Raw genomic sequence first — 13,788 nt, forward strand, 5'->3', positions numbered from 1 at the left:
TTGCGGCCCTCGTGCCAGCCAGATTGATTAAAATGAGTCGTTGGTTCAATGTGCGAAGAGTAAACGTCTTTATTAATTGCAGAGTAATACAGGTCATCTACAAGTGCGGATTTGGAAAATGGGTTTAGCGATCCATCGGTGAAATAATATTTTTCAAACCCACTCATGGAAATAACATCACCTCCAATAGTAGAAGCTACTATTTCACCGGGGTGCGAAAAATCGAAAACGGCATCGACTAATGAAAATGGAAGAACAGCCGTATCGACGCCACCTCCTCCTATGAGCATACTTGAACCGTGGCCCGCCGTGATGACATTATTGCCATCATTTCCAATGAGTGTATTTCCTATATTGTTGCCAGTAAGATTGGAGTTTCCCGAGCCAACTAGCTTTGCGAATTTTACAATTGCCTCTGGCATAGAAATGGTCGTGTATGAATAAAGGCGATCCGGCAGACCTGGCGATGGGCTGGAAGCTGCCGTCGATGTGTCGATGGAATGCGTGATTGAAAAATCATCGGCACTATCGATAATCATCTGAGAAATTTTCGATTGATCTACGGTTCCAAAGAAATCGTTTCTAGAAATTAATTCCCCACTGTTGTATTGGAGAACTAGTGTCGTCAAGCCGCTATCTAAAAAAGCATTATCGTGAGAAAGAGGCTTATTCGAACCATATCCAGCAAATGAATTAATTGCGTATCCGTTTGAATAATTGTAAAATCCATTGGTTGAGTAGCGATCAAAGATATTGTGATCAATCTCGATTGTGCCGGTGCTTGAACCAAGAGTTACAGAGGCACCGGTGCCTAAGGTGATCCCTGGGAAATCCACAAATATGTTATTTGATATTTTCGTAAGCGCCGTAGGATACCACGCATACGTATACGCTGACAAATGGCTCACGAGAGAATTAGTCAGATTAAAATGACCATATGTAAATTGACCTGCGCGCTCAATTGAGCCTCCGTCAATTTGTATATGATCAAGATCGAGAAAACCACTATAGCTGGAACTGCCACTGAGTCCCAGATGGACATTTTGAAAAAGTATATTATTTTCTAGCCCGCCGTGCGCATAGATGGTTCCAAACGCACTAAGCGTATGGTCATTTCCCTGGATAATGACGTTTGGATCAATGGTTAGAGTTACGCCAGGAGCGACTTGTACATCATCCGTAAGCGAAATTGTTTGGCCAGAGGCCCAAGTTGTGTTCTGAACGATTTGCAACATTTTTGCCTCACGAGATCGTGATGGCCTTAATAGCTGCCCGCTTAAGCCGCAAGCTTCCGCCTCGGATATCTTGAAAATAAGTAAGCGATGTGGCCACGAAGCCACGATTGTACTATTCAGTAATTTTTATAAATTTAGCAATTAAAAAGGTAATTGTACTAATTCATGCTTTGTTTTTCGCCTCTCTCGCCTTCAAAGTTTCCTCGATAAGCCGGGGCACAAAAGGGTTCACGATTTCAGGCGGTTTTTAGCGTCTCGTAGGCCCGCCTCGTAAGAGAATGAACCCACTGACGCCATAGCGACCGACCCATCGGCACGATCCAATGCGCTGATGCGAGGTCCCCGGATCTGCGCGTTCTGCTCCCATACGTCCAGCACGGTATTCGCTGCATCAAGGATGTCGCGCGGCTTACCACCTGGGACTTCCTCTCGGATCGCCTCAACCAATCGGACCATGAGGGTCTGTTCTGACTGCGGGGGGATCGTACCCTCGGCCTGTCGCGAGTAGGCGGCGTACACGTTCTCGGCGATCGTGCGGGCGGTTCGATCGACGTCAGGCATGTCGTTCACTTCAAATAGCCCTTCGCCTTTGAGTGCTCGGTGAACCGCATCAGTTCGCGCCCTCTGGATCTTCGCGATGCCGCACATAGCCTTGGCCCGTGAGCCAGTCCGTGAGAGCGTGTCGGATCGCTTCGGGACGAGAGGGCTTCGGCTCGGGCTGGTCTGCGATCCATGCGTCGAGGCTCATTTCAGATAGCCCTTCGCCTTCAGGTGCTCGTCCATGTGATGCGCGTTGAGGTCAGTGAACGGTCGATCCCGAGTCTCCTAAGAATGACATCATGCCATCCTCCTCGACGGCCTCGTTGAACGCAAAGTAGGCGTCTTCTGCGGTTTGAAATTGATCGTCCCAGACCGTCGACCAATTTTTATCGTCAACTACCTCAAGCTGCCACGGATCATCGGTGCCGGCGAACCGATAGATCTTCACATCAACTGTCAAGCCGTCGCGGGTTACACTGCCGGTGAGTGGCGCGTATTCAATCTCCCGATCCTCGATGTCCATGATTGCCTCCATTAGGATCGTTTCGCCTTCAACGCTTCCTCGACGAGTCGGCGGATGGTCTCCGGGCGAGATGGCTTTGGGTCGGGCTGCTCGCTGATCAATCCATCAAGTGCGTCGAGTAAATCGCGAGCCATGCGGACGTTCACCGCTTCGGTGTCCGCTTTTGGCCGTCCAATCTTTTTAGCGCCAGAAACGGTTGACATCCGAAGTTTATAGCGCCAAAAAGAACGGGCCGCAACGGTGCTGGACACACCGGAACGGCCCTGACCACACACGTCTTGGAGCGACGCAGATGGCTAAACACGCCCATAGCACACGCACGCCCTTATTACCCCAGGCTGGCACTCCGTCGGCCTTATTACGTTTCCGGGCCGGCAAGCAGCGGGGCCCCGTCACACTGGCCCTCCGCGCCATGCGGAAAGCTGATCCCGACCAGGCCGCGCACGACGCCATCGAGGCGATCCAGCAGGGCTTAGATCGCTTTTTCTCGGATGCTGACCATCAGCGGCTCAAGGCCCTCCGCCAGCGCATCGCCAACCGCATCGAGTTCGACCTCGCCTTATTAGATGCCCTCGACGGCGACGCAGACCGGGAGGACGGAGCCGATGGGGAGCCGTCTCTCGGCTCGATCGACGCCACCTCTCACAACGACTGCCTGAGCCAGCTTCAGTGGAGCGTGGGCGGGGTCAGCGATCGTGAGATGGGCAACGACAACGGCATTGCGGATGCACATGGCGAGGCCGAGCAGGCCGGCCGCCATATCGCTCTCCGCGGCGACTGCAACGTTTCGTGGAGGCGCTTCGCATGAGCGCTCCCGCATCCCGTCGCGGCTTCCTCCGCGGTATCGCTCTGGCGTCGGCGACCGCCGGCACAGGTGCCTTCGCAATTGCCGCTTTAGCTCAACCCGAGCAGCTTAACCCGGACGCCGAACTGCTCGCCGCCTCGACCGAGCACGATCGTCTCAACGCAGCTTTCAAAGCAGCGTGCGCGGCGTATTCGGCTGCGAGCCGTGCCGCGCGGGCAGACCACGGTGTCGTGCCTGCCTCGCTCCTCTTGAACGACGAAGATTGCCGCCTGTTCAAGCGTTGGCATTTCGGCATGCCTGGCGATCCACCACACCCCCACTTCCGGCCCAACCCTACGGTCGACGGTACGTGGCTCAACCCAAGCCGGGCGTGGAGTGAGCGCGGCCTTCGAATTGTCCTGGATCGGGCTGTCGCCAAACTTGGGCCCGCAGGCCGGACCCCTCATCTGCTCCGCCGCTGGCGACATCTTCATCCAGAGGCGGAAGCCTATGGCCGTGCAGTTTCTGCGGCGAGGGCCCGACATCGGACACAGGAACTGCATCGCGCCGAGAGACACGCGGAGGCTGCATGGCGTGCTGCCCGTGTTCGGATCCGTGACCTCCCTGCGACGACACGCGAGGGTTTGGCTGCACAGGTCCGGCTCTTTCAGGACATGCATCTCGACAACCTGCCAGAGCAATTCCGGCCGCTGCTGATCTCGGCCGCCAACGTGGCGTCTGTTCACCTCAACCTGTCGGAGGGCGCATGACGACCGTGCCCTCCGTCCTCGCCCAAGCCTGTGAGTGGGCTGTAGTTGATCGAGCACGCGTTGATAGAGCCGCAAGCCGGGATCATTGGAGCGACGAGCAACTCGACGAGGCGATCGAACGGCACAACGCCGTCTTTTGTCGAGCTATCGCGGAGCCTGCGGCCTGTCTCAAGGATCTCGCTGCCAAGGCTCGCCTCGCCTTGGACGACTTCAACCGTTTCGTGGAGCACGAAGGTCGATCGCCTTTGGACGACGGCGAAAAGCTGATGAAGGTCGTGCTGCAGGAGGTGATCGCGCTATGCGCGTAATCCTGACCACTCTCGCCATCTTCCAGATCCGGTGGGCTGCCGCCGACCTCGCCCGAGCCGAAAGGCTTAGCGAAGAGGCGGATGTTGCGCTTGCGCGGGCCGATGCCCGGCACTGTGTCGCTGAGGGCCTAGCCCAACGCGCCGGCTTCGGCGCAATGCTCGGCACTCGCCGCTGATCTACCCGGCCCGGCCGCTCGCGCCGCGGTTCTGAACCGTGCTGCGAGCCGCCCCAGCGCGGGGGCAGCCCGGCCGGGCTTCACGATCCACGCGCACTGATAGCTGGCAAGCGGAACAGACCCAGTCCGGTTACTACCGCTTTTGCTACCCAACTCATTAATACGAGCAGGGACAGGGAACGATGAGAGAACGCCTGCAATCCGATTTAGGCAACCAGAACAATGTGTTATCTGACTGCATGGGATTGGGCGGGATGGCCGGGAGCGAATTTCAAGACCGCTGCCTTAAACCACTCGGCCACCCTTCCGGCGGGAGGGGTTGTAGCCGAATTTGCGGCCGGCGGACATCTCGAAAAATCGGGTCAGGGGGCCAAGCGCGCGAGGCGGTCGAGGAGGGCGCGGTCGTGGAGGAGGGCCATGCGCTCCTTGGGGCCGAGCCAGGTGCGGGCCTCGTCGAGGGTCTCGGCCTCCACGACCTTGGCCTGGGCCAGCGTGTGGTCGACGTCGACACTCCCGCGGGGGCGCGGCTCGGCGCTCGGCAGCATGCGGGTGTGGGCCTCGGCGAGGCCCGGGTCGGCGTGGAGCGCTGCGAGGGCGTCGGCCTCGTCGAGGCCGCGGGCCTGGTTGCGGGCGGCCAGCGCGCCGGCGCGGATGGCGATCGGCGGCGGGGCGCGCTCCTCCGGCGTCATCAGCAGGCCGCGACGCTTGAGGGCGAGGCCGAGCGCCAGCTGCCCGCTCGCCCAGGAGATCGGGATCGCGAGGACGAGGCCGAGGATCGTCGGCGCCATCCAGAGGAACAGCGACGTGGCGATCGCGAAGGCGGCGACGCCTGAGACCAGGCCCAACGCCGTATGCCAGCGGTGGCGGCGGACGATGTCGGCGAACGGGATCGATCCGTCGTCGCGGCGCTGCGGGTTCCAGCCGGTGTCGCGCCCGGCGAGGATGCTGAACACCGAGCCCGACTGGATCACCATCGCGATCGGCGCGATCAGCGCGGACAGCAGGATCTCGATGAGGCAGGACGCGACCAGCCGTCCGGCGCCGCCGCAGGCCCGGCGCACCGGGCCGTCGATCAGCGCCAGGAGGAGGCCGAGGAACTTCGGCGCCAGCAGGATGCCCATGGTCAGCCCGAAGAGCTGCAGCGCGCGCACCGGATCGAAGCGCGGGAACACCGGGTAGAGCCCGAACTCGGTGGTGAAGTATTCGGGCTTCACGTAGGCCGTCTGCAGCACCAGCGCGATGCCGACCACGAGCTGGCACAGCCAGAACGGCGAGGCGGCGTAGCCGGCGATGCCGGTGGCGAAGTGCTGGCGCGAGGCCGGCTTCAGCCCCGCCGCCCCGATGATCCGCGCATGCTGGAGGTTGCCCTGCGCCCAGCGCCGGTCGCGCACCGCCACGTCGATCAGCGAGGGCGGGCTCTCCTCGTAGGAGCCCGGCAGCGTCGGCAGCATGTACACCGCCCAGCCGGCGCGGCGGATCAGGGCGGCCTCCACGAAGTCGTGGCTGAGCACGTGACCGCCGAAGGGCGGTTTCCCGGGGAGGTCCGGCAGGCCGCAGGCGGCGGCGAAGGCCTTCGTGCGGATGATCGCGTTGTGGCCCCAATAGTTGCCGTCGCGGCCCGACCAGTGGCCGAGGCCGGTGGCGATCACCGGCCCGTAGATGCGGGCGGCGAACTGGGTCACCCGGGCGAACAGCGTGTTGCGGTTGATGATGAGCGGCAGCGTCTGAACGATGCCGGCATCCGGGTCGGCCTCCATCGCGCCGGCGAGCCGCACGACGCTGTCGCCGGTCATCAGGCTGTCGGCGTCGAGCACCAGCATGTGGTCGTAGGCGCCGCCCCAGCGGGTGACGAAGTCGCCGATGTTGCCGGCCTTGCGGTGGTGGTTCTTCCGGCGGTGGCGGTAGTACAGGCGGGCGTCGGGGCCGAGCGCGTCCCGCAGCGCCAGAAAGGCGCGCTCCTCCGCGATCCAGGCGTCGGCTTGCGTCGAATCCGAGAGCACGAACCAGTCGAAGGCGGGCCCGAGGCCGGTCGCGTCGACGGCCTCCCGCATCGCCTCGATCGCGGCGAAGGTGCGGGCGGTGCCCTCGTTGTAGACCGGCATCAGGATCGCGGTGCGGGTGGCGAGGCCCGCCGGCACCGGCGGCAGGCGCGGGCGGCGCAGCAGCACGGCGAAGCCCAGGATCGCGCTGGTGAAGGCGAGCGCGATCCACGAGAAGGTCAGAAGGAACAAGGCCACGAGCACGTACTGCAGGGCGGTGGGCGACCCTGAGACCGACACCGTCTCGTACATCTGCCAGCCGCCGTAGCCGGTCAGCAAAATCGCGCCGCCGAAGACGAGGAGGCGCGCGGCGTGGGGCCGCGCATGGTGGCGCGACGGCCGGTGCGCGAGCGCCGGATCCCAGGCAGCCAGGCTCTGCACCGGCATCGGGAGGGGCGATTCCAGGGGCAGGGCGTCCGCGAAGGCCGTCCCGGAGGGGCGGTCCGGCGGGGCGTCGCGCCGTGCGGCCGCGGGGAGGGCGGAAACGTCGTCCATGCGCACGGCCTTCGATCGATTCTCGTCTGCGGGTCTCGCGTGGGGCGCCGAGGCGGTCTTGCGGACCCCGGCGCGCCCGGCGGGCTTCTACGACGTCCAGCGGTAGAGCCAGGTCTCGGTCACCGGCCGGCCCGCCCGAACCAGGGCGAGGCGCAGCTCGCTCGCCCGCTCGCTGCCGGGATCGAGCTCGAAGGCGACCCGAACGGTCCTGCGCTCCGGGTAGCTGAAAAACTGCTGCCGGGCGATGCTGCCGGGAGACGCCGCCAGGGCGATGTCGAGGCCGCCCTCGGCAAACAGCCCGTCGCCGGTGAAGTCCACCAGGAACAGGCGGCGCGTGCCCGCGCTCCCGCGCCCGCTGCGGGTGCCCGTCACGCTTGCCGGCGGCGCGGCGGCGGGCGCCTGCCAGCACCAATGCTGGCGGTAGCGGAAGGTGGTCTCCGAGCCGGCGGCGACGGCCTCCTTCGGGCGCCAATAGGCCAGCACGTTCTCGTTGAACTCGGAATCGCTCGGGATCTCGATCAGCGTCACCGCGCCGTCGGCCCAGGCGTCGGCGGGCTCGAGCCAGAGCGAGGGGCGCCACTCCCAGTGCTGCACGTCGTCCTCGAAATCCTCGTAGGTGCGCGCCCGCTGCATCAGGCCGAACCCCTTCGGGTTCTGATCGACGAAGGACGAGATCTGCAGCGCGTCCGGGTTGTGGACCGGGCGCCAGATCGCCTCGCCGGCCCCGTTGCGGATCTGCAGGCCGCCGGCCGAGAAGGCGGCGGCGCGGGCGTCGTCGACGCGGCGCCGGTCCTCGGGGCCGAACAGGTAGCTCGCCTGCATGCCGCCGAGGCCGAGGTGGTCGATCGCCTTGCGGGCGAAGATCGTGGTCTCGATCTCGGTGGTCGAGGCCTCGGTGCCGGGGCGGAGCACCATCCGCAGTGCACCGGAGGCGGAGTCGGAATCGATCAACGCGTGCAGGACGAGGGCGCCGTCGGCCGGGCGCTCGATGAACACCGCGCGGAACACCGGGAACTCCTCGCCCCGAGCGTCGGCCGGCCGCAGCGTCAAAGCCCGGGCGTTGATGCCAAAACCCTGGCCCTTGGCGACGAGGCGGAAGAACGAGGCGCCCTGGAACACGGCGAAGTCCGACAGGTCGGGTCCGTCGGGAAAGCGGGCGCGCAGGCGGAACCCCGAGAAGCCCGGATCCTCCGAGAACTCCGGCAGCGCGAACCCGCCGGTGTCGAAGCGCGCCGGGTCGTAGGCGACCGGCCGGACCTGGCCGTCCTCCACTAGGAACAGCGCGACGCGGCCGGTGAAGATCGCGCCGCGATGCAGCGGCTCGATGGTGAAGCCGAGGTCGTCGCCGGCCCAGATCGCCGCGGCGGGCTTCGTGCGGATGGCGCCGTACTGCTCGCGACTGAGGCCCTTCAGGCTGGCCGGGAGGTCGTCGGTGCGGGGGGCGGCGTAGGGGGCCTTGGCGAGCGCCCGGGCGAGGTCGGGCACCGTCGCCGCGTCGAACGGCGCGCTGGCGGCGGGCAGGGCGGGGGCGTCGGCCGCCGCGGCCGGCCCGGCCCGCAGGCCCGTGCCGGCGAGCACCGCACCGAGCGCTGCCAGGCGCACGACGTCGCGGCGGGTGCCGTCCGGGCGGGCGGGCCCACGGGGATCGCGGAGGGCGTCGGAGCGCGGGTCGGTCGGCAGCGTCGTGCCCCTTCGTTCGGGTGGTTCGGCAACAGGACCGGAAACAGCGAAGTCCCGGAAACGGTTCGCAACAATCGGCCCCTCGTACCATCCCGGTGCCTGAACACTCGGTTAAGCGCGGCCGGCGGGCGCGAATTCCGGCGCCTGTGTGATCGAGGCCGCGCGGCGGAGCGGAAGGGCGACGGCGAGGCGACGCCGTTTTGCGGGATGGGCGCGATCGGCTAATCGGGTGCTCCCATCCCGTCGCCCGCCGGTCCCGGCGGGCGACACCAGCGACCGTCCCCGGGAACCTGAACGCGATGACGACACCGGCCCCCGCGCGGCGAAGCCTCACCGCGATCGTGCTCGCCGCCGGCAAGGGCACGCGGATGCGCTCCGACCTGCCGAAGGTGCTGCATCGCCTGGCGGGCCGCAGCATGCTCGGCCACGTTCTCGCCGCGGTGCAGGCGGCCGGCGCCGCGCGCATCGCCGTGGTGGCCGAGCCCGGCCGCGACGACGTCGCCCGCGAGATCGCGGCGCTGGCGCCGGGCGCCGCAATCTACCCGCAGGTCGAGCGCCTCGGCACGGCCCACGCCGTGCTGGCCGCCCGGGCGATCCTGAGCCAAGGCGACGACGGGGAAGGCGACGACGGGGAAGGCGACGACGTCATCGTCGCCTTCGGCGACACCCCGCTGATCACCGGCGAGACCCTGTCGCGGCTGCGGGCGCCCTTGGCCGAGGGCGCAGCGGTAGTGGTGCTGGCCTTCGAGACCGAGGCGCCCGCCGGCTACGGCCGGGTGCTGACCGAGGGCGCCCGCGTGGTCGCGATCCGCGAGGAGAAGGACGCCAGTGAAGCGGAGCGCGCGGTGCGCCTGTGCAACGCCGGGCTGATGGCGCTGTCGGGCGACCACGCGCTGGCGCTCCTGGAGCGGATCGGCAACGACAACGCCGCCGGCGAGTACTACCTGCCCGACGCGGTGGCGCTGGCCGTCGGCGACGGGCTCTCCGTCGCCGTGGTTCCGGTGACGGAGGCGGAGGCGCAAGGGGTCAACGACCGGGTGCAGCTCGGCGTCGCCGAGGCCGCGATCCAGGCGCGCCTGCGCCGCAGCGCCCAGCTCGGCGGCGCGACCTTGGTCGCCCCCGAGACGGTGTTCCTCAGCCACGACACGATCCTCGGGCGCGACGTGCTCGTCGAGCCGAACGTGGTGTTCGACACCGGCGTCCGCGTGGACGACGGGTGCGTCGTCCACGCCTTCTCGCACCTGAAGGACGTGCGCCTGGAGGCGGGCGCCAGCGTCGGCCCGTTCGCGCGCCTGCGGGGCGGCGCGGTGCTGGAGGCCGGCGCCAGCATCGGCAACTTCGTGGAGCTGAAGAACGCCCGCCTCGGGCCGGGCGCCAAGGCCGCGCACCTGACCTATCTCGGCGACGCCGAGGTCGGCGCCCGCGCCAACGTCGGGGCCGGCACCATCACCTGCAACTACGACGGGGTCTCGAAGCACCGCACCACGATCGGGGCCGGCGCCTTCATCGGCTCGAACTCGGCGCTGGTCGCCCCCGTCGCGATCGGCGAGGGCGCCTTCGTCGCCTCCGGCTCGGTGATCACCGACGACGTGCCCGACGGGGCGCTCGCCGTCGCCCGCGGCCGCCAGGCGACGAAGCCGGGCTGGGCCGAGTGGAAGCGGGCGGCGTTGCAGGCGGAGAAGGTGGCGCGCGCAGGCAAACCGTAGCTCCCGGCGCGCGCACCCGCAGCCCCTTCAAAAGACGGCCCGCGCCTCTCACGTAAACGGCCCACTGCATCGCCTGCCCTGCGTAGCCACGGGGGGCTGGCCTCGTGCGGCGGCGATCCGGTACAAGCCGCCGGTCCACCGGGCGAACCGAAAGACAACTCAGCATGTGCGGCATCGTCGGCATCGTCGGTAACGGGGCAGTGGCCGGTCCGCTGGTCGAGGCGCTTCGCCGCCTGGAATACCGCGGCTACGACTCGGCCGGCATCGCCACGCTGGAGCACGGGCGGTTGGCCCGGCGCCGGGCGTCGGGCAAGCTCGTCAACCTCGAGGCGAGGCTGCGCGAGGAGCCGCTGGCCGGCGCGATCGGCATCGGCCACACCCGCTGGGCGACCCATGGCCGCCCCAACGAGACCAACGCCCACCCGCACGCCACCGCGCGGCTCGCCGTGGTCCACAACGGCATCATCGAGAATTTTCGCGAACTGAAGCACGAGCTCGAGGCCAAGGGCGTCCGGTTTGAGAGCGAGACCGACACCGAGGTGGTGGCCCAGCTCGTCAGCCATGCCATGGACCAGGGCCTCGGGCCGGTCGAGGCGGTGGCCGCCTGCCTCCCGCGCCTGCGCGGCGCCTTCGCCCTCGGCTTCCTGTTCGCCGGCCACGACGACCTGCTGGTCGGCGCCCGGCACGGGGCGCCGCTCGCCATCGGCTACGGCGCGGGCGAGACCTATCTCGGCTCCGACGCGCTGGCGCTGGCGCCGTTCACCGACGCGCTCACCTATCTGGAAGAGGGCGACTGGGCGATCCTGTCGCGCTCTGGCGCCGAGATCCGAGACATCCACGGCGCGGTCGTCCAGCGCCCGCGCCAGACCATCGCGACGCAGGCCTACCGGATCGACAAGGGCAACCACCGCCACTTCATGGCCAAGGAGATCCACGAGCAGCCGGAGGTCGTCGGCCGCACGCTCTCCCACTACGTCGACCTCGCGCAAGGGCGCGTCGCGCTGCCCGAGCCGCTGCCCTTCGACTTCGCCAAGCTGTCGCGCCTCAACATCACCGCCTGCGGCACCGCCTACTATGCGGGGTTGGTGGCCCGCTACTGGTTCGAGCAGATCGCGCGGCTTCCCGTCGAGATCGACGTCGCCTCCGAGGCGCGCTACCGCGAGGCGCCGCTCGAGCGCGACGGGCTGACGCTCGTCATCTCGCAATCGGGCGAGACCGCCGACACCCTGGCTTCGCTGCGCTACGCGAAGTCCCAAGGCCAGCACAGCGTGTGCGTCGTCAACGTGCCGACCTCGACCATCGCGCGTGAATCCTCCGTGGCGCTGCCGACGCTCGCCGGCCCCGAGATCGGCGTCGCCTCGACCAAGGCGTTCTCGTGCCAGCTCACGGTGCTGCTGTGCCTGGCCATCGCCGCCGGCCGCGCCCGCGGCACCATCGACGCCGCGGAGGAGCGCCGCCTCGTCGACGCGCTGATCACCGTGCCCGGCCTGATGGCCGACGCGCTGGCCCGCGAGAACGAGATCGAGGGGCTGGCCCGCGAGATCGCCAAGGCGCGGGACGTGCTCTACCTCGGCCGCGGCACCAGCTACCCGATGGCGATGGAGGGCGCGCTGAAGCTGAAGGAGATCAGCTACATCCACGCGGAAGGGTATGCGGCGGGCGAGCTCAAGCACGGGCCGATCGCGCTGATCGACGAGAGCGTGCCGGTGATCGTGATCGCCCCGCACGACGCGGTGTTCGAGAAGACCGTGTCGAACATGCAGGAGGTCGCCGCCCGCGGCGGGCGCATCGTGCTGATCGGCGACGCCAAGGGCGCAGCCGAGCACGGGCTCGACACCCTGGCCACGGTGACGATGCCCGACCTCGACCCGACGGTCGCGCCGATCGTCTACGCGGTGCCGATCCAGCTCGTCGCCTACCACACCGCCGTCGTCATGGGTAAGGACGTGGACCAGCCGAGAAACCTCGCCAAGTCCGTCACGGTGGAATAGACGCGATCTTTCAAACAGTTCGCTGTCCACGGCGAAAAAAGTTGGATGAAAAGATAAGGTCGGGTGAAATAATTAATCGGGTGAAAACGCCGACATATTAAGGTCGGGTGAAAATGCGATGTCAGCACTGGTCAGCCCCCATTGGAGTGGTCCGCCTTTTGATATGGCTTTTGAGCCTGGAGGACGGACGAAATGGCAAAGCCCCCGAAGCCTTAGGAGATCGTTGCCAAGCTACGGCAGGCGGATGTGCTGATCTCACAGGGCGAGAGCGTGGCCGATGCGATCTGCGCGCTCGGTGTGAGTTCGGTGACGTAATACCGGTGGCGGCGTGAGTTTGGCGGGCAGAAGTCGGATCAGGTTCGACGGATGAAGGATCTGGAGACCGAGAACGCTCGGCTGCGAAAGGCGATTGCGGATCTCACCCTCGACAAGCTGATCTTGCAATCCAGCCGCGGCGTGCCCACTGGACCGGGTCAACCGGCAGTTCAAGGCCGCCCACCCGAACAGGCTGTGAGTCGCCGACTTCACCTACGTCGCGACCTGGAGCGGCTTCGTCTACGCGGCTTTCGTGGTCGATGTCTTCGCTCGCCGGATCGTGGGCTGGCGCGTGTCGCGCTCGGCGCGGGCGGACTTCGTCCTCGATGCCTTGGAGCAGGCTCTGCATGAGCGCCGCCCCTTCGCCGGCAGCGGCCTCGTCTGCCATTCCGACCGCGGGTCGCAATACGTCAGCATCCGCTACACCGAACGTCTTGCAGAGGCTGGTATCGAACCCTCCGTCGGCAGTGTCGGTGACTCGTACGAAAATGCTCTCGCCGAGACCGTGATCGGACTGTTCAAGACCGAGGTCATCCACCGGCGCGGCCCATGGCGGTCGTTCGAAGCCGTCGAGTTTGATCGGCCCCCACGAGGTGGTCCAAGGGTGAAGTTATACCAAGCCTCTCTGAGCAGGACTCATGTGGGGTAGCGTCGGCATCTCGGTCGTGATTCTTTCCTTAGGTTTGGAGCCTGAGGAGGATGTCATGGCTGCGCTGGTGCCGCTGCGGTCGGACTTCGATGCCGAGGGCGTGCGTGCTCTTGCCAAGGGGGCGCGCGATCCCGCCCAGACGCGGCGCTTGCTGGCTCTGTCGGCGATCTATGCGGGCGGCGCGCGCTCGGCCGCCGCCGCTCTCGGCGGGGTCGGGCTTCAGACGGTGCGGGACTGGGTCGTGGCGTTCAACGCGTACGGTCCGGACGGGCTGATCGGCGGCAAGGCGCCCGGGGCTCGCCCGCGCCTGGCCGCCGAGCAGCGAGAGGTGCTGCGCGCCCTGGTCGAGCAAGGTCCGCGGGCCCGCCCACGGGGTGGTGCGCTGGCGGCTGGTCGATCTCGCCCAGATCCTGTTCCAGGACCACGGCGTGTCGGTGTCCGAGCAGACGCAGAGCCGGGTGCTACGGGCCATGGGCGGGACTATCGGAAATTCCGTGTGTGGGCGGCGGGTTGCACATCAGGCCGCCATGGCCCGGGTGAAGCGCTTGCCGAAGATGACGGCGAACTGGGCCTTGGC

General features: G+C 66.4%; 9 protein-coding genes and 4 pseudogenes. 8 read left to right on the plus strand and 5 right to left on the minus strand.

All coding sequences use genetic code 11. From position 1 onward, the window contains the following. The 3 genes and pseudogenes from MFF13_RS25575 to MFF13_RS25585 all read right to left on the minus strand — a co-directional run. Positions 1-1,235: pseudogene (locus tag MFF13_RS25575) on the minus strand (hypothetical protein); the annotation flags it as partial. Between the two features lie 228 nt (positions 1,236-1,463). Then, a complete protein-coding gene (locus MFF13_RS25580; protein ID WP_238273312.1) occupies positions 1,464-1,883 on the minus strand; it encodes a hypothetical protein in 420 nt (139 codons plus the stop codon). A 151-nt stretch (positions 1,884-2,034) separates the two neighbouring features. Then, the gene (locus tag MFF13_RS25585; protein ID WP_238273313.1) at positions 2,035-2,298 is read right to left on the minus strand and encodes a hypothetical protein; all 264 of its coding nucleotides are present in this window, start codon (positions 2,296-2,298) and stop codon (positions 2,035-2,037) included. 292 nt (positions 2,299-2,590) lie between these two features. On the opposite strand from MFF13_RS25585, the gene MFF13_RS25590 reads away from it, so the two are divergent. The 3 genes from MFF13_RS25590 to MFF13_RS25600 are packed head-to-tail and all read left to right on the plus strand — an operon-like array spanning position 2,591 to position 4,160. Beyond that, on the plus strand, positions 2,591-3,106 hold the full coding sequence (locus tag MFF13_RS25590) for a hypothetical protein (protein ID WP_238273314.1): 516 nt from the start codon (positions 2,591-2,593) through the stop codon (positions 3,104-3,106). Continuing rightward, on the plus strand, positions 3,103-3,852 hold the full coding sequence (locus MFF13_RS25595) for a hypothetical protein (RefSeq protein WP_238273315.1): 750 nt from the start codon (positions 3,103-3,105) through the stop codon (positions 3,850-3,852). The genes MFF13_RS25590 and MFF13_RS25595 overlap by 4 nt, the downstream gene beginning before the upstream one ends. Further along, entirely contained in the window at positions 3,849-4,160 is a 312-nt protein-coding gene (locus MFF13_RS25600; protein ID WP_238273316.1) for a hypothetical protein, read from the plus strand. Before MFF13_RS25595 ends, MFF13_RS25600 begins: the two co-directional genes overlap by 4 nt. Before the next feature lie 538 nt (positions 4,161-4,698). Here the strand turns inward: MFF13_RS25600 and mdoH are convergent. Together mdoH and MFF13_RS25610 are read right to left on the minus strand one after the other, a co-directional pair. Beyond that, on the minus strand, positions 4,699-6,870 hold the full coding sequence (mdoH, locus tag MFF13_RS25605; RefSeq protein WP_238273317.1) for a glucans biosynthesis glucosyltransferase MdoH: 2,172 nt from the start codon (positions 6,868-6,870) through the stop codon (positions 4,699-4,701). Between the two features lie 87 nt (positions 6,871-6,957). Next, positions 6,958-8,472 (minus strand): OpgD/OpgG family glucan biosynthesis protein, encoded by a 1,515-nt coding sequence (locus tag MFF13_RS25610; RefSeq protein WP_373322612.1) that lies wholly within the window; start codon positions 8,470-8,472, stop codon positions 6,958-6,960. Between the two features lie 377 nt (positions 8,473-8,849). Between MFF13_RS25610 and glmU the strand changes: the two genes are divergently transcribed. From glmU to MFF13_RS25635, 5 genes and pseudogenes are all read left to right on the plus strand, one after another. Further along, a complete protein-coding gene (glmU, locus tag MFF13_RS25615) occupies positions 8,850-10,256 on the plus strand; it encodes a bifunctional UDP-N-acetylglucosamine diphosphorylase/glucosamine-1-phosphate N-acetyltransferase GlmU (RefSeq protein WP_238273318.1) in 1,407 nt (468 codons plus the stop codon). A gap of 164 nt (positions 10,257-10,420) precedes the next feature. Further along, positions 10,421-12,247: a glutamine--fructose-6-phosphate transaminase (isomerizing) gene (glmS, locus tag MFF13_RS25620; RefSeq protein ID WP_147815484.1), complete on the plus strand. Its 1,827-nt coding sequence runs from the start codon at positions 10,421-10,423 to the stop codon at positions 12,245-12,247. Between the two features lie 219 nt (positions 12,248-12,466). Continuing rightward, positions 12,467-12,697: pseudogene (locus MFF13_RS25625) on the plus strand (transposase); the annotation flags it as partial. Then, positions 12,696-13,139: pseudogene (locus MFF13_RS25630) on the plus strand (IS3 family transposase); the annotation flags it as partial. The pseudogenes MFF13_RS25625 and MFF13_RS25630, both read left to right, overlap by 2 nt. Positions 13,140-13,227: 88 nt before the next feature. Beyond that, a pseudogene (locus MFF13_RS25635) lies at positions 13,228-13,687 on the plus strand (helix-turn-helix domain-containing protein); the annotation flags it as partial. Between the last annotated feature and the right edge of the window lie 101 nt (positions 13,688-13,788).

The organism is Methylobacterium cerastii, assembly GCF_022179125.1.
In the GTDB taxonomy this organism is placed as follows: Bacteria; Pseudomonadota; Alphaproteobacteria; order Rhizobiales; family Beijerinckiaceae; genus Methylobacterium; species Methylobacterium cerastii.

Excerpts from the sequence above, each read along its gene's own strand:
- MFF13_RS25595 (WP_238273315.1), top strand. The coding sequence starts at position 3,103 with ATGAGCGCTCCCGCATCCCGTCGCGGCTTCCTCCGCGGTATCGCTCTG.
- glmS (WP_147815484.1), top strand. The coding sequence starts at position 10,421 with ATGTGCGGCATCGTCGGCATCGTCGGTAACGGGGCAGTGGCCGGTCCG.
- MFF13_RS25590 (WP_238273314.1), top strand. The coding sequence starts at position 2,591 with ATGGCTAAACACGCCCATAGCACACGCACGCCCTTATTACCCCAGGCT.
- mdoH (WP_238273317.1), bottom strand. The coding sequence starts at position 6,870 with ATGGACGACGTTTCCGCCCTCCCCGCGGCCGCACGGCGCGACGCCCCG.
- MFF13_RS25600 (WP_238273316.1), top strand. The coding sequence starts at position 3,849 with ATGACGACCGTGCCCTCCGTCCTCGCCCAAGCCTGTGAGTGGGCTGTA.
- MFF13_RS25585 (WP_238273313.1), bottom strand. The coding sequence starts at position 2,298 with ATGGACATCGAGGATCGGGAGATTGAATACGCGCCACTCACCGGCAGT.
- glmU (WP_238273318.1), top strand. The coding sequence starts at position 8,850 with ATGACGACACCGGCCCCCGCGCGGCGAAGCCTCACCGCGATCGTGCTC.
- MFF13_RS25580 (WP_238273312.1), bottom strand. The coding sequence starts at position 1,883 with ATGTGCGGCATCGCGAAGATCCAGAGGGCGCGAACTGATGCGGTTCAC.